Annotated in this window: 22 protein-coding genes and 1 pseudogene; 14 read left to right on the forward strand and 9 right to left on the reverse strand. The window is 66.6% G+C overall.

The features are described 5' to 3' along the window. Positions 1 to 1,162 (reverse strand): annotated as a pseudogene (locus JAP66_RS30870) (IS256 family transposase); the annotation flags it as partial. 102 nt (positions 1,163 to 1,264) lie between these two features. Between JAP66_RS30870 and JAP66_RS30875 the strand changes: the two are divergent. After that, positions 1,265 to 1,492, forward strand: coding sequence for a hypothetical protein (locus JAP66_RS30875; protein ID WP_199435411.1), 228 nt, complete (start codon positions 1,265 to 1,267; stop codon positions 1,490 to 1,492). 196 nt (positions 1,493 to 1,688) lie between these two features. Further along, entirely contained in the window at positions 1,689 to 2,021 is a 333-nt protein-coding gene (locus JAP66_RS30880) for a hypothetical protein (protein ID WP_199435412.1), read from the forward strand. Between the two features lie 290 nt (positions 2,022 to 2,311). Here the strand turns inward: JAP66_RS30880 and JAP66_RS30885 are convergent, their stop codons facing one another. Next, positions 2,312 to 2,587, reverse strand: a complete 276-nt coding sequence (locus tag JAP66_RS30885) for a hypothetical protein (RefSeq protein WP_199435413.1) — start codon at positions 2,585 to 2,587, stop codon at positions 2,312 to 2,314. After that, positions 2,562 to 2,936 carry a hypothetical protein gene (locus tag JAP66_RS30890; protein ID WP_199435414.1) on the reverse strand — a complete coding sequence of 125 codons (375 nt, stop codon included), beginning with the start codon at positions 2,934 to 2,936 and terminating at the stop codon, positions 2,562 to 2,564. The genes JAP66_RS30885 and JAP66_RS30890 overlap by 26 nt, the downstream gene beginning before the upstream one ends. A 313-nt stretch (positions 2,937 to 3,249) precedes the next feature. On the opposite strand from JAP66_RS30890, the gene JAP66_RS30895 reads away from it, so the two are divergent. Genes JAP66_RS30895 through JAP66_RS30915 form a run of 5 tightly spaced genes read left to right on the forward strand, consistent with a single transcriptional unit; the run spans position 3,250 to position 9,451 of the window. After that, positions 3,250 to 4,218 (forward strand): alpha/beta fold hydrolase, encoded by a 969-nt coding sequence (locus JAP66_RS30895; protein WP_235999778.1) that lies wholly within the window; start codon positions 3,250 to 3,252, stop codon positions 4,216 to 4,218. Between the two features lie 52 nt (positions 4,219 to 4,270). Then, a complete protein-coding gene (locus JAP66_RS30900) occupies positions 4,271 to 5,284 on the forward strand; it encodes a tripartite tricarboxylate transporter substrate binding protein (protein ID WP_199435416.1) in 1,014 nt (337 codons plus the stop codon). 24 nt (positions 5,285 to 5,308) lie between these two features. Further along, the gene (locus JAP66_RS30905; RefSeq protein WP_199435417.1) at positions 5,309 to 5,785 is read left to right on the forward strand and encodes a tripartite tricarboxylate transporter TctB family protein; all 477 of its coding nucleotides are present in this window, start codon (positions 5,309 to 5,311) and stop codon (positions 5,783 to 5,785) included. Positions 5,786 to 5,790: 5 nt separating this feature from the next. Continuing rightward, entirely contained in the window at positions 5,791 to 7,320 is a 1,530-nt protein-coding gene (locus tag JAP66_RS30910; protein ID WP_199435418.1) for a tripartite tricarboxylate transporter permease, read from the forward strand. A gap of 46 nt (positions 7,321 to 7,366) precedes the next feature. Further along, positions 7,367 to 9,451, forward strand: coding sequence for a CoA-binding protein (locus JAP66_RS30915; RefSeq protein ID WP_199435419.1), 2,085 nt, complete (start codon positions 7,367 to 7,369; stop codon positions 9,449 to 9,451). Positions 9,452 to 9,483: 32 nt separating this feature from the next. On the opposite strand, the gene JAP66_RS30920 is transcribed toward JAP66_RS30915, so the two are convergent. Continuing rightward, a complete protein-coding gene (locus JAP66_RS30920) occupies positions 9,484 to 10,182 on the reverse strand; it encodes a TetR-type transcription factor C-terminal domain-containing protein (protein ID WP_199435420.1) in 699 nt (232 codons plus the stop codon). 208 nt (positions 10,183 to 10,390) lie between these two features. On the opposite strand from JAP66_RS30920, the gene JAP66_RS30925 reads away from it, so the two are divergent. Genes JAP66_RS30925 through JAP66_RS30945 form a run of 5 tightly spaced genes read left to right on the forward strand, consistent with a single transcriptional unit; the run spans position 10,391 to position 15,200 of the window. After that, positions 10,391 to 11,335: a cyclase family protein gene (locus tag JAP66_RS30925; protein WP_199435421.1), complete on the forward strand. Its 945-nt coding sequence runs from the start codon at positions 10,391 to 10,393 to the stop codon at positions 11,333 to 11,335. 16 nt (positions 11,336 to 11,351) lie between these two features. Further along, positions 11,352 to 12,389 carry an LLM class flavin-dependent oxidoreductase gene (locus JAP66_RS30930; protein ID WP_199435422.1) on the forward strand — a complete coding sequence of 346 codons (1,038 nt, stop codon included), beginning with the start codon at positions 11,352 to 11,354 and terminating at the stop codon, positions 12,387 to 12,389. Continuing rightward, on the forward strand, positions 12,386 to 13,489 hold the full coding sequence (locus JAP66_RS30935; protein WP_199435423.1) for an acyl-CoA dehydrogenase family protein: 1,104 nt from the start codon (positions 12,386 to 12,388) through the stop codon (positions 13,487 to 13,489). Before JAP66_RS30930 ends, JAP66_RS30935 begins: the two co-directional genes overlap by 4 nt. Further along, positions 13,486 to 14,382, forward strand: coding sequence for an acyl-CoA dehydrogenase family protein (locus tag JAP66_RS30940; RefSeq protein WP_199435424.1), 897 nt, complete (start codon positions 13,486 to 13,488; stop codon positions 14,380 to 14,382). The genes JAP66_RS30935 and JAP66_RS30940 overlap by 4 nt, the downstream gene beginning before the upstream one ends. Then, positions 14,379 to 15,200, forward strand: coding sequence for an enoyl-CoA hydratase-related protein (locus tag JAP66_RS30945; RefSeq protein ID WP_199435425.1), 822 nt, complete (start codon positions 14,379 to 14,381; stop codon positions 15,198 to 15,200). Before JAP66_RS30940 ends, JAP66_RS30945 begins: the two co-directional genes overlap by 4 nt. Positions 15,201 to 15,229: 29 nt before the next feature. On the opposite strand, the gene JAP66_RS32835 is transcribed toward JAP66_RS30945, so the two are convergent. Then, the gene (locus JAP66_RS32835) at positions 15,230 to 15,364 is read right to left on the reverse strand and encodes a hypothetical protein (RefSeq protein ID WP_268963345.1); all 135 of its coding nucleotides are present in this window, start codon (positions 15,362 to 15,364) and stop codon (positions 15,230 to 15,232) included. Between the two features lie 103 nt (positions 15,365 to 15,467). On the opposite strand from JAP66_RS32835, the gene JAP66_RS30950 reads away from it, so the two are divergent. After that, complete coding sequence (locus tag JAP66_RS30950) at positions 15,468 to 16,325, forward strand: NaeI family type II restriction endonuclease (protein ID WP_443706222.1); 858 nt, start codon at positions 15,468 to 15,470, stop codon at positions 16,323 to 16,325. Between the two features lie 949 nt (positions 16,326 to 17,274). Here the strand turns inward: JAP66_RS30950 and JAP66_RS30955 are convergent. Continuing rightward, on the reverse strand, positions 17,275 to 19,251 hold the full coding sequence (locus JAP66_RS30955) for an AfsR/SARP family transcriptional regulator (protein WP_199435427.1): 1,977 nt from the start codon (positions 19,249 to 19,251) through the stop codon (positions 17,275 to 17,277). Positions 19,252 to 19,613: 362 nt separating this feature from the next. Next, positions 19,614 to 20,033, reverse strand: coding sequence for a nuclear transport factor 2 family protein (locus tag JAP66_RS30960; protein ID WP_307849792.1), 420 nt, complete (start codon positions 20,031 to 20,033; stop codon positions 19,614 to 19,616). 239 nt (positions 20,034 to 20,272) lie between these two features. On the opposite strand from JAP66_RS30960, the gene brnA reads away from it, so the two are divergent. After that, entirely contained in the window at positions 20,273 to 20,482 is a 210-nt protein-coding gene (brnA, locus tag JAP66_RS30965) for a type II toxin-antitoxin system BrnA family antitoxin (RefSeq protein ID WP_199435429.1), read from the forward strand. A 17-nt stretch (positions 20,483 to 20,499) separates the two neighbouring features. Here brnA and JAP66_RS30970 read toward each other — a convergent pair whose 3' ends face one another. Then, positions 20,500 to 21,564, reverse strand: a complete 1,065-nt coding sequence (locus tag JAP66_RS30970; protein WP_199435430.1) for a zinc-binding dehydrogenase — start codon at positions 21,562 to 21,564, stop codon at positions 20,500 to 20,502. A 65-nt stretch (positions 21,565 to 21,629) separates the two neighbouring features. Then, positions 21,630 to 22,301: a GntR family transcriptional regulator gene (locus JAP66_RS30975; RefSeq protein ID WP_199435431.1), complete on the reverse strand. Its 672-nt coding sequence runs from the start codon at positions 22,299 to 22,301 to the stop codon at positions 21,630 to 21,632. Positions 22,302 to 22,457 lie beyond the last annotated feature (156 nt).

Genomic DNA, 22,457 nt, shown 5'->3' on the forward strand with positions numbered 1-22,457 from the left:
AACAATCCACCCGGTGTTGCGCTGGCCAGTTGAAACCACCCGGCCTGTTCAGTGGGGAAGTGCCCGCGTGCACGGATCGCCCGCCGGTAGCGGGCGTTGACCGACTCGATCGCGTTCGTCGAGCAGATCACCCGGCGGATCTCCACGTCGTAGTCGAGGAATGGCACGAATTCGCTCCAGGCGTTCTCCCAAAGCCGCACGATCGCCGGGTACTGCTGGCCCCACTTGCCGGTGAACTCGACGAACCGTTCCTTGGCGGCTGCCTCGGTGGGAGCGGTGTAGACCGGCCGCAGGTCCTTGGCCATGGCGTCCCAGTACTTGCGGGAGGCGTAGCGGAAGGTGTTGCGGATCAGGTGGATGACGCACGTCTGCACGACCGCCCGCTCCCACACCGTGATGATGGTCTCCGGCAGCCCTTTCAGCCCGTCGCAGACCGCGATGCACACATCGGCAACGCCGCGGTTCTTGATCTCGGTCAACACGCTGAGCCAGAACTTGGCGCCCTCGCCGCCGTCTCCGGCCCACAGGCCGAGGATGTCACGTTCGCCGTTGACGGTAACGCCGATGGCGACATAGATGGGCCGGTTGGTGACCTGCCCGTCGCGGATCTTGACGTGGATCGCGTCGATGAACAGCACCGGATACACGCGGTCCAGTGGCCGGTTTGCCCACTCGGTCATCTCCGCGACGACCTTGTCGGTGATCCGCGAGATGGTGTCTTTGGAAACCTTCGCGCCGTAGACGTCGTCGAAGTGTGCGGCGATCTCACCGGTGGTCAGGCCCTTCGCCGATAGCGACAGCACGATCTCATCGACACCGGTCAACCGGCGTTGCCGCTTGCGCACGATCTGCGGATCGAACGAGGAGTCGGTGTCGCGCGGCACCTCGATCTCCACCGGCCCGATCTCGGTCAGTACCGTTTTCGATCTGGTGCCGTTGCGGGAGTTCCCGCTGTCGCGGCCGGCCGGGTCGTGCTTGTCGTATCCCAGGTGCTCGGTCATCTCCGCGTCCAGCGCGGTTTCGAGCACATTCTTCGTCAGTTGGTTGAGCAGCCCGTCCGGCCCACCAGGTCGACGCCCTGTTCCTTGGCCTGCGCGAGCAGCTGCTCCGCCAGCCGCTGCTGATCCACATCATCGGTCACGGGGTCCAGTGTTTCGGTCATGATCGATCCTTCCCGCCAAGCTCACGCCCGGCGTGTCAGACCAAGATCAGATCCACCGTTGTTCGGACAGTCCCGCGCGGCGAGCTGTGCGGGCCAGGCTGGTTGGACCTCCAGGCCGACCAGGTCCGCATCATCGGCGAAGCGATCGGCCGCGAGGTGCGCTGGGAGGAACTGTCACCGCAGGAGACACGCACGCTGCTCGCCGACACCCACGGAAATGTTTCACTACGCGATCCCCGAAGGCGTACCGGTACTCACCTGCCGCCGCAGAGGCACGGCAACGACGCAGACGAGATCTACCCAGCCGATCGATTCTATATACAGGACTGAAACATCGATCAGTCCGGGAAGAAACATCGAGTATAGTTGCGAATCACTTTCGATCCAGTCATTCATCGATCTTTATAGGACATTTCTTCTGTCCGGTACTACTCGACGTGGCCGATCGCAACCCCCATTAGGTCGATCGAGGGATCGGTGGAAGATTGGGCAGATGAGGAGGAACCGTGGTGGCACCCTTGGGCACATGTTGAAACACGGGCTCGCCCAGGTCCTCGCCGCGTTGCGCGAGCGACTGGTTCAGGACCGCCTCAGTCTGCGCAGCGTGATCGTCGTCATCGATAAGGATGATCGTTTGGCGAAACCCTTCAGCCAACAGGTCAGATGTTCCTCTCAGTCTGCAGAGAATTTCATCTGCGAGCAAATACGCGACAGAGTCAAGAACGTGACCTCTTGCGGTTTCCTCAGGCCACTCTTGGTCTTCGGCGACCATGTTTGTCAATATTCGACGAGCACCAACTGTCCGGGTTCGGCGATCCATGTGAGAGAATTGGCCAAGAGCCTTCGACAGCGCATCTAGTCGCTTCCATCCTGCGGCTTCGAGCCACCGAACTGGCGCTGAGAGGACGCCGAGTTGCTCCACTTGTTCAGCTTTCTTTGGTTTCGTTCTCCACGCCCGCGCTCTACAGGTCTGCTCAGCAATAACTCTCACACATGGAAGCGACGCATCCGTGTCCTCCAACCAGAACGGCCATGCTGAGCGCAGAGCGGCACCGACCACCGCCAACGCTTCCCTCTCACCTCCGCACGTCCATGTTGAAACAATATGGGCGAACTCAGAAATGGCGATGTATCGGAAGAGTCGCGCAGCTAACGAACTTGGTTCGAAGCTGTTACCAAGTCTCTGTTCCTCGGATCGAAACGCTTCGCTTGCCCGTTCCACAGCACGGCCGAGTCAAATCCAAAGTCAGCTGCTGACATCGCGAGCGCGCGTACCCGCATGATGCGGTCCGTGTCGGCGGACAGCGCCGTCCTGCTGAGCACCGAATCAACCAGCGGTTCACCGGCGTCGCTGCGTGACCGGGACGCGGTCAGCGACCGCACGTAGATATCGTCCGAATTAGTGAAGGCACTGTTCTCCCGCATGGTCCTGACGTTGATCCGGATCATGTCGACGACCAGTTCCCACAGCTCTGAGCTGACCCGTGCCAGTCCTTCGTCGGACAGGGGTCAGCCGCTCGGCCAGTTCGGTCGCGAACGCAGTCGCCAGCAGCCCTTCACACTCACGGCTCGCCAGGAACTTCGCGACGGCCTTCTCTTGTGCTTCGATGATCCGGCTTTCCTGCCAGACCTCGAATCGCTTGATCACCTTCGGTGTCGGCCGTGCCTGCTTGATCAGTCGCTTGACCAGTGGGGTTGATGAACGCATTGCCATGCCTCCGGCGGCTTTTGCCGCCGTCTGGGCGAGTAGGTAGGCCAACGACCCCAGTTCCATGTTCTCCACCGCGTCGGTCGTGCCAGCATCCGTCGCAGTGAAGTCGCGAAGATCGACGACACCGTTACCGGTACGGTGTACAGCCCGACGAGCTCATCCCCGACGCCATGTCGGGCAAGTGCCCTGGTCACCTCTCGTGAGTGCGCACACGAGTTAGAACACTGTTACGCATTCACGGCCCCCGGGACCGCTGGGTCTGGCGTCATGTCCACCCGTTCTGTTACGGTCACTGTCCGAACAGCGGTTCGGATATACCTTTCATCTGTTCGGCAGGATGTACGGCAATGACGGCGAGACATCTGCGGAGGCGATCATGGTTGATCGGGAGCCGACCGGCCTGACCAGGCGCGGCCTGTTGAAGCGGGCGAGCGCTGTCACCTCCGCTGCCGCCGCCGCGGCGCTCGTGCCCCGGACGGCCGTGGCCGAGCCCGGCGAGCGGCGCCACGGCACGCCGGTCCCGGAACCGATTCCCCCGCAGGTGCCGGTCGGCGAAGGCACCGTCGACGTCCCCGGAGGGCATCTCTGGTACTGGGACACGGGAGGCGAAGGCCCCGCCGTCGTCCTCGTCCACGCCGCCTCCGGCAGCGCCGAGAGCTGGCCCTACCAGCAGCCCGTACTCGCCAGGGCGGGCTACCGGGTCATCGCCTACTCCCGGCGGGGTCACTACGGGTCCTCGGCATTCGCCGACGCCGACGCCCCGGTCGGGGCCGACGACCTGCACGCCCTCGTCGAGCGCCTGGAGCTGGACACGTTCCATCTGGTCAGCGCCGCGCTCGGGGGCTACTACGCGACCGACTACGCACTCCTGCATCCGGCACGGGTGCGCAGCTTCACGGTGGTCAGCAGTTTCATGGCGATCCGGGATCCCGAGTACCTGGCACTCACCGGCGGCCTGCGGCCTCCCGAGTTCAACGCCCTGCCGACCTACTTCAAGGAACTCAGCCCCTCGTACCGCGCGGCGAACCCGGATGGGCTCCGGCAGTGGCGCGCCATCGCCGACAGAGCCCGCCTGACGGGCTCGGCGTACCGCCACGTCGTCGCGAACGAGATCACCTGGGACAGGCTCGCCACGCTGAGGCCGCGAACGCTGCTCGTCACCGGCGACTCCGATCTCTATCTCCCGCCGCCGGTGATGCGGTTGATCGCCCGGCACATCGACGGCTGCGGCACCGTGGTGTTCCCCGAGGTCGGCCACTCGGCCAACTGGGAGACGCCCACCCCGTTCAACAGGGTGCTGCTGCGTTTCCTGGCCGGAGCACGCATCCGCTCCGACGCACGCTGACCGACATCCCACACGCGAGAGAGCACCGGATTCCCTACGTCGAAGGAGTGCCATGAAGTCGGACAAGGCCATCCGTTTGGGCCGGGGCCGGAGAAGAATCATCACCGCACTGTCGGCCTGCGTGGCGCTGATGGCGGCGTCCTGCGCGTCGACCACCGCAGGCGGTGGCGGTACCGGGGAGTATCCGTCCGAGACGGTGACGATCGTGGTTCCCTACACCGCGGGCGGCGTCAGCGACCTCACGATGCGCGCCCTGGCCGAGTTCCTGCAGAAGGAGACGGGTCAGACCGTTCTCGTCGAGAACAGAGAAGGCGCGTCGGGAGCCGTCGCCATGCGGTATGCGATGAACCAGCCCGCCGACGGGTACACGCTGTTCAACATCGGTCAGGGCGCGAACGTCATCACGCCGATCGTCGAGGACGTCGAGTACGACCGGCACACGTTCACCCCCGTCGCCAATGTCGCGGCCTTCCCGTCCGCGCTCGTGGTGGGCCGGGACTCGAACGCACGCACGGCCGAGGACCTGTTCGAGGCGGCCCGGCAGTCACCCGGCACGGTCTCGGTGGCGACGGCGGGCGCGACGACACCAGGGCAGATCGCGGTCGAACAGCTCGGCACGGGACCGAAAGCCGTGCCGTTCAAACCCGTGCCGTTCCCGGGCAACGCGGAAGCACTGACCGCCGTGCTCGGCGGCAACGTCGACGCCCTGCAGATCAACCTGACAAACGATCTGCTGGCCCGTGCCGACAAGGGCGAGATCAGGCTGCTCGGCGTGGGCACCCCCGACCGGCTCCCCTACCTGCCGGACGTGCCGACCTTCGCCGAGCTCGGCTTCGAAGACGCCATCTACTCCACCTCGCCGTACCTCGTCGGTGTACGCGAGGGCACCGACAGGGCAATTGTCGACACGCTGGCCGAGCTGATCAACAAGGCTCCTCAGGACGAGCAGTTCCGGAAGACCGTCGGGGACCGGTTCGTGACGGAAGGGGCCGAGACAGTAGATGAGCTCGTCCAGTACCTGGACGACACGGATGCGGCGTACCGTCCGATCCTCGAAGGCAAATAGTTGATCGTCACGAAAGCAGCGCCCATGGCCGAGCCCGCGGGTACGGAGCGACCGAAGTGGACGAGTAACCGGCTCGTCGGCGTGGTGTGCCTGCTTTCCGGTGCGGCGGTGATCCTGCACTCGACGGCCCTCTCACTCGGTTCCTGGGCTGAGCCGGGTCCGGGGATGTGGCCACTGGTGATCGGTGTCGCGCTCGTCGTCGCGTCGGTGGCGACGCTGACCAGGCGGCTGGAGGACACCGAGCAGGAACGGTTCTGCCCGCGGTCGCTGCTCGTCGTTCCGGCGCTGCTGAGCCTCTACGTGTTCATCTGGGCGTTCAGCCTCTTCGGACTCACCCTTCCCGGGTTCCTGCTCGCGTTCTTCTGGCTGAACGTGCTGGGCCGCCAGGGCCGGTGGATATCGGTCGCTCTCGCCGCGGTCGCCACCGCGGTGTTCTACGTCCTGTTCGTTCCGGTGCTGGGCGTTCCGTTTCCCGCTGACATCCTGCTCGGGGGGCGGTAGCCGGCATGGACGTACTCGGCAGCCTCCTGGACGGGTTCTCCGTCGCGTTCGCGCCGGCGAACCTGCTCTACGTCGTCATCGGCGTCTCGCTCGGTATGATCATCGGCGTCCTGCCGGGGCTCGGCCCCGCGGCGACCATCGCGCTCCTGCTGCCCATCACGTTCGGGCTCGACTCCGCCACCGCGATCATCATGCTCGCGGGCATCTACTACGGCGCTTACTACGGCGGCACGATCACGTCGGTGCTGCTCCGGTTGCCCGGTGAAGCGGCGTCCGTGGTCACCGCCATCGACGGCTACGAGATGGCCCGGCAGGGGCGCGCGGGCGCCGCACTCGGGATCTCCGCGATCGGCTCGTTCATCGGCGGGCTGGTCGCGGTGGTCGGCATGGTGCTGATCGCACCGCCGTTGGCGGACATCGCGGTCGGCTTCGGGCCACCGGAGTACGTCGCGCTCGCCGCCGTAGGACTGCTGCTGGTGACCTACCTCGGCACGCGATCGTTCAGCATGAGCATCGTCTCGGCGCTGCTCGGACTCTTCCTCGCGCTCGTCGGCACGGACCCGATCACCGGGGGCGCCAGGTTCACCCTCGGGATCGAGGACCTGCGCGACGGCCTGAACTTCGTGCCGATCGCGATGGGCCTGTTCGGTATCGGCGAGGTGCTGTTCAATCTGGAAGGCCGGGCAGGCAAGGAGGTCGATCGCGCGAAGGTGGGCCGGATCCTGCCCACGCGCGCCGACCTGCGGACGTCGTCCGGGGCCATCACCCGTGGCTCGCTGCTGGGATTCCTGATCGGGGTCCTGCCCGGCGGTGGCGGCGTGGTGTCGTCCCTGACGTCCTACGGGTTGGAGAAACGGGTCTCCAAACACCCGGACACGTTCGGTCGCGGAGCGATCCAGGGGGTGGCCGGACCGGAGACGGCCAACAACGCGTCGTCGACATCGGCGTTCATCCCGCTGTTGACGCTCGGCCTGCCGTCGAACGGTGTGCTCGCACTCATCTTCGGCGCCCTGCTCCTGCAGGGCGTTACACCCGGGCCGGAGCTCATCTCGTCCCACCCGGACATCTTCTGGGGCGTGATCGCCTCGATGGTGCTCGGCAACGTCGTGCTGCTGGTGCTGAACCTGCCGCTCGTCGGGGTTTTCGTGCAGCTGCTGAAAGTCCCGGTGGGAGTGCTCGCGGCACTGACTGTCCTGATCACGATGATCGGGGTGTTCAGCGTCCGCAACAACGTCTTCGACATGTATGTCGTGCTGGCGTTCGGCGCGCTCGGCTACCTGATGCGCAAGTCCGGTCTCGAACCAGGGCCGCTCGTGCTGGCCTTCGTGCTCGGCCCCATCATGGAGACCTCGTTCCGTCAGGCGATGCTGATCTCCAACGGAGATCCCGCCATCTTCGTGACCCGTCCCGTCTCAGGCACCCTGCTTGGTCTCGCCGCCCTGGCTCTGCTGGTGCCGTTGCTCGGCAAGTCCGTGCGCGGCAGGCGCAAGGCGGGCGAGCAGTCCAGCTCCCGCGGCAAGGCGGGGCGACCGTGACCCGCAGCACGCCGAAACCTGTCGTGACCACTGATCCGGAGGCGAAATGGACCGTCATCAGCGAGCCGAGTCTCTGCGGCGCGTGCTGGCTCCCGAATCGATCGCCGTCGTCGGCGCCTCGGAGCGCAACTTCTACGGCCGTACCGTGCTGGAGAACCTCGCCAGGCATCGCTACGACGGTGTCGTCATCCCGGTGAATCCCCGGGTGACGACCGTGCGGGGCCTGCCCTGCTATCCGTCGCTGAGCGAGGCACCACCCGCCGACCTCGTGGTCGTCGCCGTGGCCAGGGACCACTTCGTGGACGTCGTGGCCGAGGCCGCGAGCGTCGGCGCCGCTGGTCTGGTCGCTCTCACCAGCGGGCTCGCCGAAACCCGGGAACCACACTGGATGGAGGTGGAGGCCAAGGCGCGCGCCATCGCCGACGAGGCGGGAATGGCACTCCTCGGCCCCAACGGGCTCGGCGTGATCAGCCGTGCGTGCGGCGCGTACGCATTCGGCGCCCCGGTGCCGTGGGAGATCGGGCACGGCAGGACCTCGCTCATCATGGAGAGCGGTGGCCTGGTGTGTGGAAGCCTCGCCGCACTGTCCGCCTACGGAGCCGGGCTCGCGCACGCCGCGTCCATCGGAAACGGTCATGCCGTCGGGGTGTCCGAGTGGATCGAGGCACTCGCGGACTCGGCCGAGGTCGACCAGATCGGGCTGATGCTCGAGGCGACACCACGCTGGGCGGGCTTCAGCGCCGCCGTCCGCGCGGCACGCGAGCGCGGAAAGACGATCTATGCGTTGAAGACCGGAAAGAGCGAGGCGGGGGCACGCGCCGCGGCCACCCACACCGGTGCGCTCGCGGGCGACTACGCGACCGCATCGGGTCTGCTCGCGCAGCTCGGCATCCAGCAGGTGGCGTCCATGGGCGGGCTGCTCACCGCCCTCGCCCTGCACGAACGCTTCGGCAGCCCGGCCGGGACCAACCTGGCGGTGTTCGCCGCATCCGGTGGCGCGGTGGGCATCATCGCCGACGCGGCCGCAGACCGGGACATCGAACTACGGCCCTATGCGCCCGCGACGCGGGAGGCCATCACCGGGCTCGCCGGGATCCTCGACCCGGCCAACCCGCTGGATCTCGGTGGCCAGGCGCTGTCGAAACCGGACGAGTTCGCGACGGCCGTGGAACGCGTGCTCGGCGACCCTGACGTCGGCGCCGCGGTCTACGTGCCGTCACTGGGACTGCCCTCCGGCTCGCTGCCCGATCACCAGCGGCTGCTCGAACTGGTGGCCTCGGCCGCGGCCAGGGCGGGCAAACCGGTGGTCGTCACGCAGCTGACCTACTCCGCTGTCACCTCAGAGGTCGTCGAGGCCCACCGGCACACCGACAACGTTCTGGCCTGCCCGAACCTGGAGCACAGCCTCGACGGCCTCGGTCCGTGGTTGCGCACGCATCCCGGCGCGCGCGAACCGGCGGACAAGCGGCCAGAGCCCGCCCCCGGCGGACGGAGCGGGCAAGAGCCTGCCGTCACGGCTCTCGACGAGCATCGGATCAAGGCCACGCTCGCCACGCACGGCATCCCGGTTCCGCGCGCGGTGACCTACGCTCCGGGCGACACGCCCACGGCCCTGCCGTTCGAGGCCGCTGTCCTGAAGGGTATGAGCCCCGGGGTGACGCACAAGAGCAAGGCGGGCCTCGTCGCCCTCGGCGTGCGCAGCGTCGAGCGACTGCGGGACGCGGAGGCCGCGATGTCGCAGGCGGCCGCCGGGCACGGAGTCCCGTTGCCGACGCTGTTGCTGGAAGAGCTGGCACCACCGGGCAGGGACATCTTCCTCAGCATCAGCGAGCAGCCGACGGGAACGATCGTCACCCTCGGCGAAGGCGGAACGGATGTCGAGGAGCGCCGGAACGTCGGGTTCCTGGGCTGGCCCGCGACGCCCGCCGAGATCGGCCGCTTCGTCGGGCAGTGTGTGCGCGGGATCGATGCGGCCCAGCGCGAGGAGCTCATCCGGCTGCTGGACCAGCTTGCCGGTGCCTACGTGGCCGAGGGCTACACGATGCTCGAATGCAACCCCGTGCGGATCCACGACCGGGGAGTCCGCGTGCTCGACGCGGTCGCGCTCCCGGCCCCAGCTCACCGGTCGTGAGTGCGTAACAGTGTTCTAACTCGCGTGCGCACTCACGAGAGGTCTGGTTCGTCATGCGTGGCTTCGAGGAGGTCCGAGAGTTCGATCGGCTGGTCGCCGAACCTGGCCAGCGACGCGGTGGTCATGAGCCCGCGCAGCACCTGGTCGGCGTACTCGCTGCCGACCTGTTCGGGGGTCAGCGGCCCGTCGGGGCGGTACCAGGTCGCGACACCGCGGCCCATCGCCAGGATCCCGTAGACCGTGATCCGCACGTTGACCGGACGCATCCGGCCACCGGCGATCGCCTCGTCCACCGCGCCGATGTAGAGGCTCTCGATCTCCTCGCGCAACGGGATGATCTTGTTCCGCTGCTGCGCCTTGAGCTCCCGGATCTCGTTGAAGGCGACCAGCGTCTGGTTCTGCCTGCGGCAGGTGACGGCGACGTGCTCCCGCACCAGCGCGTACAGCCGGGCGAGTGGGTCCGGCCCGACGTCCTCGATGGCGGAGGTGAGCCGCTGCAACAGGTCCCGGGTCCCGTAGTCCATCAGATCGAAGAGCAGCGCGTTCTTGCCGTCGATGTGGGTGTAGAGGCTGGCGACCTCGACACCCACCGCCTGGGCAATGTCGCGCAGGCCCGTCTTCGCGTAGCTCTGCGTCGCGAACAGCCGGAGAGCATGTTCGTAGATCAGTTGTTTGGTGGCACGCTTCGTGGACTTCGCGGCCACGATCTTGCTGGCGAGCTCATCCGGCACGTCGTCTCCCCTTTCCCGGCCCGTCGCGTTCAGGAACTCTCCGGAAGAACACTAGACGGCCCGGAGACGGTCCTGTTAACGTCGTTGTACGAACCGTTGTTCGGATAACACTATCATTTGTTCGGTTGCTTCGAGCGAACCGAAGGGGGCGTCATTCGTGGAAACAACTCCGACCGGCACACCGGCGGAAGCGAGAAGCGGCGAAGGGATGGGGCTCCCCGCGTTCGCCGAGCTACCGGTCTTCGAGGGCTGGTCGGAGCGGCACAGCTGGGGCGTGTACGGCCCGAAGGACAACCTCGGCGCGCTCAACAACGTGACCCCCGAACGCATCGCGCGCGCGGCCACCGAGGTGCGCAACGGCGAGCGCGTCAGCCTGCAACTGCCGCCCGCACTGCCCGATCCTCCCCTGTACGGCCGGAGCCCGCTGATCCACAAGGTGGTACGGACCGGGCGCAACAGCTGGGACGACCGGCTCGACTGCTTCTACCCCCAGCGCGCGACCCAGTGGGACGGTTTCCGGCACGTGCGGTTCCGCGAGTTCGGTTTCTACGGCGGGGTGACCGAGGACCCTCCGGAGATGGGCGACCGGCTCGGCATCGACCACTGGGCACACCAGGGCATCATGGGCAGGGGCGTCCTGCTCGACGTCGCGGCCTACCTCGAGCACACCGGCGGTGGTGTGGACCCTTTCGGCGAGCGGGCGATCACCGCGGCCGAGCTGCGCGCGGTGGCCGCACATCAGACGGTGACAGTCCGGCCCGGTGACATCCTGTGCGTCCGCACGGGCTGGGCCGCCCGCTACAAGTCGGCGTCCTACGCACAGCGGGCCGTGCTGGCCGAGGCGGGCGGCAGGCCGGCGTTCATCGGGCTCTCCGCGGCCGAGTCGACGGCCGCGCTGCTGTGGGACTGGCATGTGGGCGCGGTGGCGGCCGACAATCCCGCCGTCGAGTCGGCGCCAGGCGATCCCAGGGTGGGCAGCCTGCACCGGCGCGTTCTGGTCCAGCTCGGGATCCCGCTCGGGGAGCTGTTCGACTTCGACGAGCTGGCGCGGCGCTGCGCGGGTGAGGACCGCTGGACCTTCTTCTTCGTGTCGACCCCGCTGGCGATCGCGGGAGGGGTGGGCTCCCCGGCCAACCCGGTAGCCATCCGATGATCGGGAAGGAAGCCAGATGAAACGCGCTCTGGTGCTCGCGACGAACGTCTTCCAGCCGTTGGTCGCCGTGGCGAAGGCGGCCGAGGCCGCGGGCTTCTACCGCCTCTGGACCACCGAGTCCACCCCGCGCGACGCGATCGTGCGCGCGGTGACACTCGGCCTGCACACGCGGGAGATCAGGGTGGCGACGGGCATCGCCTACGCGTTCACCCGGGCGCCGGTGGCGATGGCCGCGGCCGCGGCCGACGCCCACATCGCGACCGGAGGCCGGTTCGCGCTCGGCCTCGGTGCGGGCACCAAGGGAATGCGCACCCGCCGCTACGGCATCGACGACTTCGATCACGCCGGTTCCCGGCTCGGTGACTACGCGGACCTGCTGCGCGCCGTGTGGGCGGCCGAGGACGGCCTCGCCTACGAAGGGCCCTTCTACCAGGCGAAGATTCCCGGCAGGCTGCGCAGCGTGGAGCTCGATGGCCTGCCACCCATCGAGGTCGTCGGGTCGGGCGTGAACGAGGTGATGCTGCGGCTGTCGGCGCGGCACTGCAACGGTGTCGCCCTGCACCCCCTGGTCTCCCTCCTCGGCTACCTGGACGACGTGGCATTGCCCGCGATCGCCTCGTCAGGACGCCCGGACGGCACGAGGCCGTGGATCGCGGCGTGGCGGGTCACCTCCGTGGCCGACGACGAGGCCGAGGCCCGCAGGAGGGCCCGGACCAACCTGGCGTTCTACTTCACGACCCCGAGCTATCGGAGGGTGACGGAGGGGACGAGGTGGGAGCCGGTCACCACGCTCGTGCGGGAGCGTTTCCGCGCCGATCCGGCGATGTCGTTCGACGAGCTGGCCGGGCTGGTTCCGGACGAGATGGTCGACGACTTCTGCCTCGTGGGCACGCCGGGCTCCCTGCCCGGCCGGGTGGCTGAGCTCGAACGTGAGCTCGGCCGCCGTGGGGTGACCGAACTCGTCTTCCAGGTGGCAGGCGTGGGACTGGCCGCCGAGCAGTACGTGCGAGCCTGTCACACCATTGTGGACAACGTAGGGCGGGCCGCGGCATGAGCGGCCGGGTGACGGGCACGGGCGAGGTGTTCCGCGCCGCCGTCCGGGAATGGCTGTCCGCCGCCGTGGCCGGGCTCGCTGAGGGCGCCCTCGACGACGTCACCGTGCGCAGGGAGTGGGACCGCAAGCTCTACGACGCGGGTCTCGCGGGCCTGACCTGGCCGGTGGAGTTCGGGGGGCGTGGCCTGAGCGTGCTGGAGGAGTACGTCTTCCACGAGGAGGCGGCGCGCGCGGGCGCTCCGGAGGGCTACGGCAGGATCGGCCGCATCCTCGCCGGCCCGTTGCTGATCAAGCACGGATCGCCGGAGCAGCGGCAACGCTACCTGCAACCGATCCTGAGCGGCGACGAGGTGTGGTGTCAGGGTTTCTCCGAGCCCGGTGCCGGTTCGGACCTCGCGAACGTTGGCACCCGCGCGGAACGGGCAGGCGAGCTGTACCGGATCAGCGGGCAGAAGATCTGGACGTCGTTCGCCGATCACGCCAACCGGTGCCTGCTGCTGGCCAGAACGTCGGCGCGGGCGCCGCGGCATCGCAACCTCGGGATGTTCCTGCTCGACATGCGCCAGCCCGGGGTCGACGTCCGGCCGATCACCCGGATCACCGGCGACACCACGTTCAGCGAGGTGCACTTCGACGGCGCCGTGGTGCACGAGCGCGACCTGGTCGGCGGTGAGACCGGCGGCTGGCGGATGGCGATGGCCGTCCTCTCCGACGAACGTGGACCGATCGAGGCGATCACGCGGTACACAGCGATGTCGCGCGCCGCGGCCGTGCTGCGCGAGTGCTGCGCATCCGGCAGCTGCGATCCGGAGCTCGACGAGGTGTGCGCGCGGGTGGAGACCGTTCGCTGGCACTCGATGCGCAGCCTCGGGAACGCGCTGGCCGGTATCGAGGACCGGGCGGCCGGCTCGGTCTCGAAGCTGATGTGGAGCCATACCTGGCAGGCCCTCACCGCCTACGGTCTCGGCCTCGGCTGCCCGGCGCACGAACTGATGTGGCAGCGACAGTATCTGGAGAGCCGGGCCGCGACCATCTTCTCCGGCTCGACCCAGATCCAGCGCAACGTCATCGCCGAGCGGGTACTGGGACTACCGAGATGACCGGCGTGGCACACGTGCTGCCGAGCGCGGTGGCCGTAGAAGGCGCCCGCGCACTCGACGAGGCCCTGACCAGGCTCGTCGGCGGGCGGCCGATCGCCGACTATGCGGTGAGCGGGGTCGACGGAGCCTGGGACGTACTCCGGTCCGGCGGCTGGGACCGGCTCGCCGCAGGCGAGGAGGACGACGGGTTCGGCCTGCCGCTGCGGGATCTGGTCGAGATCGCCCAGGTGCTCGGCAGCCACCTTGTGCCCATACCGGTGACGACCTCGATCGTCCTGCGCGGGCCTGGCGGGTACGGGGATGGTCACGACCGGCCGCTGGCCGTCGCCGTCACCCGCCGTTCGGCCCCGGTGAGAGCGCGAGTGGTCTACGGCGGCTACCCGGACGTCGCCGTGCCGAACCTTCCCGGGGACGTGGAGCCCAAGCCCTGCGACGGCTTCGCTCCCACGCTACGGATGGCGGCCATCGAGGTGCCCGCCGGATCGCTCGGCGCGGAGGTTCGCCGGTGGCTGTCGGTGCTGTGGGCCGCGGAAGCGGTCGGCTCCGCGGGCAGGCTGCTGCGGGAAGCGGTGGCCTACGCCAAGGTCCGGGAGCAGTTCGGGCAGCCGATCGGGCGGTTCCAGGCCGTCAAGCACCTGCTCGCCGACAGTCACCTGGCGCATCAGGAGGGACTGACCGCGACCGTATGGGCGGCGAACGAGGCCGGTCCGGCGCCGCAGGCGCTGCGGCTGGTGTTCCGGCGCTGCCTGGTCGTCTCGGAGAGTGCCACGCAGGTGTTCGGCGGGATCGGCATGACATGGGAGCTCGGTCTGCACTTCCACACCCGGCACATGGTGCTGCTACGTGATCTCACCGAGGACCTGCTCACGCAAGGAAGGACACCGCGAACGTGACACTGATCGAGGTCGTCAGGAGCGACAACGGCGTGACCGAGCTGGTCCTGAACCGTCCGGAGAAGCTGAACGCGTTCAACGCGGAGATGCTCGACGAGTTCTCGCGCGCGGTGGAACGGATCGCCGACGACGACACCACGCGCTGCGTGATCCTGCGCGGGCGGGGCCGGTCCTTCTCGGTAGGCTACGACGTCCAGCGCCCCATGGGGCCAGAAACATTCTATTCGGACAGCCAGGACACCTTTCAGGACTGGCGACGGCTGCGCCGCAATCTCGAACGCTGGCTGGCGATCTGGGATCTCGACAAGCCTGTCATCGCCTCGGTGCACGGGCACTGCGTCGGTGGCGCGTCAATGTTGTGCGTCTGCGCCGACATCACCCTCGTCGCCGAGGACGCCACGATCGCCTGGCCGAGCGTGCCGCTCGGCGGTGGGCTGCTGAGTCCCGTGAGCCTGTGGCTGGTCGGCATGAAGCGGGCCCGGGAGCTGTCCTATGTGGTCGGCAGCGCGCTCAGCGGTACCGAGGCCGCCGAGCTGGGCTGGGCCAACAGGGCCGTGGTCGCCGGCGACCTCGCCGCCGAGGCGTCGGCGCTCGCGAGCCGGATCGCGCGCACGCCGGCTTCGCTGCTCCGTCTCAAGAAACTCGCTCTCAACCGGGTGATGGAGACCCAGGGCTTCCGTACCGCGTTCCTGTACGGCGCGGAGTGGGACGCGATCGCCCACACCGTTCCCGAGCACGAGATGATGCGGCAGAAGATCCGCGAGGTGGGACTCAAGGACGCGATCCGCTGGTTCGACGAGGGCGGCGTCCTGTCCTGAGCGGCGAGACACCCGGAACCGGCCGCGACTCACGGAGCCGTGGCGACGCCGACGAAGATGTCGGTGCACTGCTCGACGATCTCGGTCTCACTCAGCGCCAGCTCCCCGCTGAGCCACGACGTGAGCACCTGCGCGAGCCCGCCGACCAGCAGCTCGGCGCCCACGTTGAGCCGCGCGCTTTCGTCGACGCCGTAGAACTCGCGTGCCTGCAGCCGATCGTTGACCTCCTGCGCTCCGCTGTCGACGACGCTATTCGTTACATACTGGATGGCGCACGGACCTTCAGGTTTGACCTCNTTCGTCGACGCCGTAGAACTCGCGTGCCTGCAGCCGATCGTTGACCTCCTGCGCTCCGCTGTCGACGACGCTATTCGTTACATACTGGATGGCGCACGGACCTTCAGGTTTGACCTCACGAGCCCAGAGGTCGATTCCGACGAACGTTCGTCGGTGGGCACGAAGCTCCAGTACCACGTCATTGTGCAGCTGAAGCTACTGAAGGAACCGCCCCTGGACACGAAAATCATGGGCATCCCAGTCGAGATCAAAGGTACCGTCGGGTCGAGCTGGATGATCCCGCGCGAAGGCCAGTGCCAGGTCACCCTTCTGATCCGGATCGACGCCCGGAAGCACCGCTTCAGGGCGCTGCTCATGCGCACGCACCGGGCTTGGCTCGGCGGAGGAAAGGGCAACCAGGACCTGAAACGATCGCCACTGGCGGAAGGCCTCGCGAACTACGCGCTAGAAGTTGCGCCGTGGAACGAGCTTCCGGCCGAGCCGCTACGGTCACTGACCACTGAGCAGCTTCGGGTTGTGTTCGGCTCTGATGGGGTGCGCAAGCGTGTAACGGTGTTATTCGGTTACCTGCCGGAGACGATTATCCCTCGAGCGAGCATCGCTACGGTGGCCACCACTCGCGATGATCCACTGAGGAGAGCCCGGCAAGCTAAGCCGCACGTCTTGAGCGAGCACGATCTAGTCGTGCTCGTCGGCACGTGGCTGTCAGAACGCAAGGCGGCAACGCAGCTCGGATTTTACCTTGGCAAAAAGGCCTGGGTGGTGGTCCGGCGCACCAAACTCGCGGCACACGGCTACACGCCGGACGACTTCAACCACGCGTCCTAGTACTGCAACGGCGGACTTCCGATGTTCGGCAGGCTGCTACACCCGGCTAGCAATTGCCGACTGCCCCGGAGCTGAAACGCACGTAGAAGCGCGCCTTGGGCCTCTGACTGTCCTGGGGCACGGCCGATTCCGTGCTCCGGGACAGCCGACCGATGTTCAACAAGCCCAATCTGTGCCGCCCCGGGAACCACGGCCCGCAGCAATCATCCCCGGCGGGCGTGTTCGACGACCGCGGCCGCACATCCCTTCGCCGGTCGGCACGGTTCGCACGCCGGACGCAAACCCGCTCACGCAACTGCCGGGTCAAGGTCGGATAGGAGTAGCCGTAGCCCGGTTCAAGTTGCTGATCGAACGGGGTCGTGGCCACAGATACAGGTCCTCGGCCAGCTTGCCGCATAGTAGGTTGAACGGCTCGAACAGATCCGGGCGTGGTTGCGGGACTGACAGACTCATTTTTGCAACGAAGGTGCCGTAGAGGCGTTCGACTGGTGCCCACCTGGCGCCCCGACGCGCTCGTGGTGCCCCGCTCGCCAGACGCGACGGAGGTCCACGAGCAGCTGCTGAAGCCGGAGGGGACGACTATCTGCGACGGAATGCCTCGGCGTCGTGCATCGCCACCACGACTCTTTCGTTAGAGCATCGCTATCAAGTCTGTGTTTCGAAGGCGAGGGCTGCGGCTGCTCATGTCAGGCCAGGACAGGCGCCTCATGGCAAATCTCTCGTGACTGTAGTCCAGTCCGTCGTCAACGCCTGTCCTGGCCGCCCGGTTCGGTTCCGCGTTACCTCCCGGGCGGTCGGGGATGTTTGGGCCAGGAAAGCTCCGGCTGTCTTATGACCGTTCTTGTCATACTCGCGCAGGTCGCGGATGGTCTCAGGCCGGAGTGTGCGGGACACCTTGCTGGGACGGCGGGAGGGTTTGGAACTGGCCAGCGGCGCTTTGGAAGCGCGCTCAAGTCACATTACTTGGGAGCTGAAGCCGTGTGGTTAGTGCGCAAGTCGCCCCTCGGACACCAGCACAATCCCTACGCCCCGGTCGGATCGTGGCGAATACCGCCTCTTCCTTGTGCTCGTAGGTCATCTCCAGCCGTAACGACTCGTACAGCGCTTGGAGCCTCTCCGGAGTGGCGTCGCCTATGGCTGTCCCGATGTCGCCGAGATAGTTGATCATGGCGTAGATCTCCGCTTCGCTCAGCGCGTCGGATGGCCGAGCCCCGTCGAGTTCGGCGCGGGCGGCTTCCCGCTGGGCTTGCGCGTTGTTGATCGCGTCCACGAAGGCAGCCGGGTCGGCCCCTGCGGCGACAGCGTCGGTGAGGCGACGTAGCCGCGTCTCAGCGTCGGTGAGGCGCGCCTGTAGCACCTCGCGCGGCTGTTGCCGCTGCGTCGTGTCCTGGGACGCCACCAGCGCGGCTACGGTGCGGTCGACGTTGGTGGGGTCGAAGAGACCGCCAATCCACTCGTTGAGGGGTTCGAGAACGGCCGATTCGGGCAGGTAGACGTTCTTTGGGTGATCATCCAGTGCGGGTGAGGACGGCACGAGGGTGCGTGCCGATCCCGGCGCCGATCGCATCCTGGAACCGCCGCAACTTTGCCTGCGCATCCGCCAACCGCCTCCGCGCCTGCTCGCCGTGGCCAGCATTCGCACGGACTGGTCGTTGTCGAAGACGTCAAGATCCAGCACCCGCGCCCCAGGCAGCCCGGTGAGCCGCGCCCGACTGGTTATGATCACCGCGCAACTCCCGCTACCGGGCAGCAGCTGACGCACTTGACTCTCCGTGAACGCGTCGTCGAGCAGCACCAACATTCTCTTGTGCGCCGACAAGTTCCGGTATATCTCGGCCCGCTCGTCGACGTCGTCCGGGATCGTCGCACCCGGCACCCCCATGGCACGCAGAAACCGGCCGAGCACATCCGACACAGTCGCAGGCCGTGCGCTCGTGCCACCAAGATCACGATAAAGCTGACCGTCGGGAAACCGCTCCTCGAGCCGATGTGCGGCATGCACGGCAAGTGCGCTCTTTCCCACACCAGGCTTGCCGGTCAGCACGACCACCCTGGTGGCAGAACCACCCTGCTCAGCGAGAAGTTCGCGCTCCACCTGGTCGAGCGGCTCTTCCCGGCAGGAGAAATCCGCAATGTCGGTGGGCAGCTGGAACGGCACCATAGCCACCGGGTCGGCGTCGTGCTCGTCCTCGGGCGGCGGCGGCGCAGCGGTGACTTCGGCATGCGCGTGCTCGCCGCCGGTGCGGTGGCCGGCGGACCAGCGGAGGCTCGCATCACCAGCGAGGATGGCCGCCTCCAACTGCCGAAGCTCCTCCCCCGGCTCGAGCCCGATCTGGTCGACGAGCAGGGCACGCCCGGTGCGGTAGGCGTCCAATGCCTCCGATCGTCTGCCCGCCCGATACAAGGCCAGCATCAACTGGCCGCGTAGCCGCTCCCGCAGCGGATGCATGGCAACAAGGGCGCTGAACTCGCCGACCAGCTTCGCCTCCCGCCCAAGCTGCAGGTCGAGGTCGATCCGCGACTCAAGCACGGCCAGCCGTCGCTCATTCAACTGTGCGGCCACCGCCAAAAGCCGCTGGCTGGTCATTCCAGACAGCGCCTGCCCACGCCACAACTGCAGAGCCTGCTGAAGAAGCTCCGCCCCCTCGGTCAATCGGCCACGCTGCACCCATGTCTCCGCATCGGCCACCATCGAGGTAAAGACATGGACATCCAGCTGCCTTTTATCTATCTGCATAAAATACCCTGGAACACGGGTCATTATCCGATTCGACAAACCAATCTTTTCAAGGTTGCCACGTAATCCAGAAATGCAGATTTGTATCTGCGTCCGCGCGGTTGCCGGCGGTTTCTCGTCCCAAACTGCGTCTATCAATTGGTCAATACTGACCACAGTGTTTGCTTCCAGCGGCAGCACACTAAGCACGATCTCCTGTCGGCCAGGTGTTATAGTAAGACGTTGGCCGTCAAGACTGGTAACCTCCAGTGACCCCAGAACCCGATAGTTCGGCGTCGCCTGATGACGGGGCTGCACCAGGTCCACCCCTCCCGCACTGGATCAACGCTGCGTAACTATATAATCACAACATGCGTCAACAGCCGAGACTATACCGGTCGCCCGCGCTAAGGCATAGACCTCACAGACGGTATAACTTAGCGCCACCGACGTATGACACATTGTAATTTGCTGGTTGATCCGCCAACTGCCGTGGAGGAGAGGTCGGAATTCGCGCGCCGCAACTCACGATTTCCCTAGTCGGATCAGACCAGACTGTTCAGCCCGGGTTACTACGGGGCATGAGCAGATGCCGCCGGATCGACGAAGAAATACTTCTTTTGTGACACCAGCAACCCACTGCTCGAGAACGTGTAGATGTCGGCGAAGTCTCCATCGATCATATTGCCTATGCCGTCCGTCCCGGTAACATGCCCGACCGCAGCCACATGATTATTCTCGGCGAACATGGCGGACACGGTGTGTGCAGCCCGCCCGACTCCTGCATAACTCTCGGCCGCACGCCAGCCACGAGCTGGCGAACGCCCGGGGTACCACAGAACAACATTCTGGTCGAGCAACGAGGCAAACCCGTCACTGTCCCCTTGCTCAAGGTAGTGATACATGAGCCGGACATGATCAAGACACACAGCAGTCAACGGACCAGTCGTCGACCGACCACCCGACTCGCAATGGTCGCCCACTAGCCTCATCACCCCAACGTTCGATCGCGGACGCCACCATCTTGATGGCAACCACCCCACCTACAGCATCTTTACTCACGAACCTGCCGCCAAAACTCCCCTTGACGGGGCTACCCCACGATCGGTATCTGCGGGCGCTGTCGATCAGTCGGTTCAACTCCCCACGATGCTGTGCTATGAACGGTGTTTACGCGCCCGCCCACCGGGCTAATACGAGAGCCGGACTCGAGTTGAGGCGTTAGCGATCTATGAAGGCTGACGAGTTCGACGGGAGGTTCGACCGCGGCGGGGACATCACCGCAGCGCTCGACATGGCGAAGGCACAGCGCCCCGGGGAGGACCAACGACGCGTCAATGTCGACTTTCCCGCCTGGATGATCGCCGCGCTGGACCGCGAAGCCCGGCGACTCGGCGTCACCCGCCAGTCCGTGATCAAAGTCTGGCCGGCAGCGCGATGACACACCACGAGGCTCGCTCAGTGGTCGAACAGTACGACCGAGCGGATCGCCTGGCCATCGCGCAGGTCATCGAAGCCCGAGTTGATGTCGTCGAGGCGGAGCCGTTGGGTGATCATCTCGTCGAGCTTGAGTTCACCCTCCAGATAGCTTCGCGCAAGCCATGGGAAGTCGGTGGCGGTGTGCGCACCTCCGTAGCTGGAGCGAGTAAAGCGCTTCTCGCCCATCAAGGAGCCCCACCTGAATGCGACCTCGTCGTTGACTCCGACCTTTCCGAGCCACACGACGCGGCCGCCTGCCCGGCAAGCCTCGACCGAAGCACGGAAGGCGTGTTCGCTGCCGGCCGACTCCACGACGCAGTCCGCGCCACGTCCCTCGGTGATCTCTCGCCCGGCGACGACCGGGTCTTCGTGGCGCGCGTTCACGACATGCGTGGCTCCTAACAGGCGCGCCGTGGCGAGTTTGCGGTCATCGAGGTCAACGGCCACGATCTGCCGCGCTCCGGCCAGGCGGGCCCCTTGAACCGCGCTGAGGCCGACGGCTCCGCAGCCGATCACCATCGCGGTGTCGCCATGCCGCATGCCGGCGATCCGCGTCGCCGCACCGACCCCCGTCAAGACCCCGCAGCCGAGCAGGCAGGCGCAGTCGACCGGTACTTCCCGCGGAATGGGGACCGCACATGCGTCGGTAACGACGGCGTACTCGGCGAAGGCCGACATGTAGAACATCGTGTGCAGCGGGCGGCCACCGAGATGGAGCTTGGCCCGGCCGCTGAACGGAACAGCCTTGGGTCCGAGTGCGACGTAATGTTCGCACAGGATGGGATCTCCGCGGGTGCAGTGAAAGCACCGCCCACAGTGGGGGTTCCAGGACAACACGACCTGGTCCCCCACCCGCTGCGGATCGACGCCCGCGCCGACCTGCTCGATGGTGCCCGCGGCCTCGTGTCCGAGCACGATCGGCATCGGATAGGCAAGCTGCCCCGAGATGACTTCGAGATCGGTGTGGCAAAGACCAGCGGCACCGATGCGGACGAGCACCTCGCCGGGGTCGAGCTCACCGATCTCGATCTCTTCGATCGTCATCTCGGTGCTCGGAGCGGTCAAGACGGCGGCACGGCACTTCATGGAAGACTCCATCGCCGAGGTGGTTACAGAGTGGACATCACTGCGCGCTCGAAGCCGATGACGTGCTCGATCACCAGCTTCCTGGCTCGCTCTCCGTCGCCGTCGACCACGGCGTTGACAACCGGGACCAGCTCGGCGACGTGGTCGGTGATCTCGGGCAGCCGGTCGATGAAGAGGTGCCAGATGCGCAAGATCAGGTTGTAGTGTGCGGCGAGGCTCGCTTCCAGAAAGGGGTTGTGCGCGCACTGCGAGATGGTGCGGTGCACCGTGCTGTCGACCTCGATCTGGTCGACGGCGCTGCGGCCGCGTTGCGCAATCTCGCCGAGTAGATGTCGGAGTTCCTCGCGCTCCGCACGAGTCGCCCGAGCAGCGGCGAGCAACGCTGCTTGACCCTCGAGCTGCGTGCGAACCTCGGTGAGCAGACTCAGGTCCGTGATGTGCACGTCGGTGGCAAAAACCCCCCGGCGGGGATAGACGTTGACGAGGCGCTCGGTCTCGAGACGCTTGATCGCCTCTCGCACGGGCGTCCGCCCGACGCCGAGCTGCCTGCTCAGCTGATCCTCCCGTACGGGCGCCCCCGGCCGGATCTGGTTGGTGATCAGCTGATCCCGGATGGCGACATAGGCCCTCTCGAACAGGGAGCGCGGCTCGTCTCGCCCCCCGGCATCTTCTTGAGCATTGACGTTCCGCGCCATGTGACCTAGCGTACACCGGTGACTGATATATCAATAGTCGACGCGCAGTCGATTATTGATAGACACGCTGCCCCGGGCTGGTGCGGGCCCGGATCCGGCGGCTGCCCGACGCCTCGTCAGCCAACTCAAGATCAGGTACCCGGTCATCCTGGGCAC

Origin of the sequence: Qaidamihabitans albus (genome assembly GCF_016464705.1) — a bacterium.
In the GTDB taxonomy this organism is placed as follows: Bacteria; Actinomycetota; Actinomycetes; order Mycobacteriales; family Pseudonocardiaceae; genus Qaidamihabitans; species Qaidamihabitans albus.

What these genes read in the sequence shown, in the direction of transcription:
- JAP66_RS30880 (WP_199435412.1), top strand. Translation starts at nt 1,689, where the DNA reads ATGTTGAAACACGGGCTCGCCCAGGTCCTCGCCGCGTTGCGCGAGCGA.
- JAP66_RS30885 (WP_199435413.1), bottom strand. Translation starts at nt 2,587, where the DNA reads ATGCGGGAGAACAGTGCCTTCACTAATTCGGACGATATCTACGTGCGG.
- JAP66_RS30890 (WP_199435414.1), bottom strand. Translation starts at nt 2,936, where the DNA reads ATGGAACTGGGGTCGTTGGCCTACCTACTCGCCCAGACGGCGGCAAAA.
- JAP66_RS30895 (WP_235999778.1), top strand. Translation starts at nt 3,250, where the DNA reads ATGGTTGATCGGGAGCCGACCGGCCTGACCAGGCGCGGCCTGTTGAAG.
- JAP66_RS30900 (WP_199435416.1), top strand. Translation starts at nt 4,271, where the DNA reads ATGAAGTCGGACAAGGCCATCCGTTTGGGCCGGGGCCGGAGAAGAATC.
- JAP66_RS30905 (WP_199435417.1), top strand. Translation starts at nt 5,309, where the DNA reads ATGGCCGAGCCCGCGGGTACGGAGCGACCGAAGTGGACGAGTAACCGG.
- JAP66_RS30910 (WP_199435418.1), top strand. Translation starts at nt 5,791, where the DNA reads ATGGACGTACTCGGCAGCCTCCTGGACGGGTTCTCCGTCGCGTTCGCG.
- JAP66_RS30915 (WP_199435419.1), top strand. Translation starts at nt 7,367, where the DNA reads ATGGACCGTCATCAGCGAGCCGAGTCTCTGCGGCGCGTGCTGGCTCCC.
- JAP66_RS30925 (WP_199435421.1), top strand. Translation starts at nt 10,391, where the DNA reads ATGGGGCTCCCCGCGTTCGCCGAGCTACCGGTCTTCGAGGGCTGGTCG.
- JAP66_RS30930 (WP_199435422.1), top strand. Translation starts at nt 11,352, where the DNA reads ATGAAACGCGCTCTGGTGCTCGCGACGAACGTCTTCCAGCCGTTGGTC.
- JAP66_RS30935 (WP_199435423.1), top strand. Translation starts at nt 12,386, where the DNA reads ATGAGCGGCCGGGTGACGGGCACGGGCGAGGTGTTCCGCGCCGCCGTC.
- JAP66_RS30940 (WP_199435424.1), top strand. Translation starts at nt 13,486, where the DNA reads ATGACCGGCGTGGCACACGTGCTGCCGAGCGCGGTGGCCGTAGAAGGC.
- JAP66_RS30960 (WP_307849792.1), bottom strand. Translation starts at nt 20,033, where the DNA reads ATGAGGCTAGTGGGCGACCATTGCGAGTCGGGTGGTCGGTCGACGACT.
- brnA (WP_199435429.1), top strand. Translation starts at nt 20,273, where the DNA reads ATGAAGGCTGACGAGTTCGACGGGAGGTTCGACCGCGGCGGGGACATC.
- JAP66_RS30970 (WP_199435430.1), bottom strand. Translation starts at nt 21,564, where the DNA reads ATGACGATCGAAGAGATCGAGATCGGTGAGCTCGACCCCGGCGAGGTG.
- JAP66_RS30975 (WP_199435431.1), bottom strand. Translation starts at nt 22,301, where the DNA reads ATGGCGCGGAACGTCAATGCTCAAGAAGATGCCGGGGGGCGAGACGAG.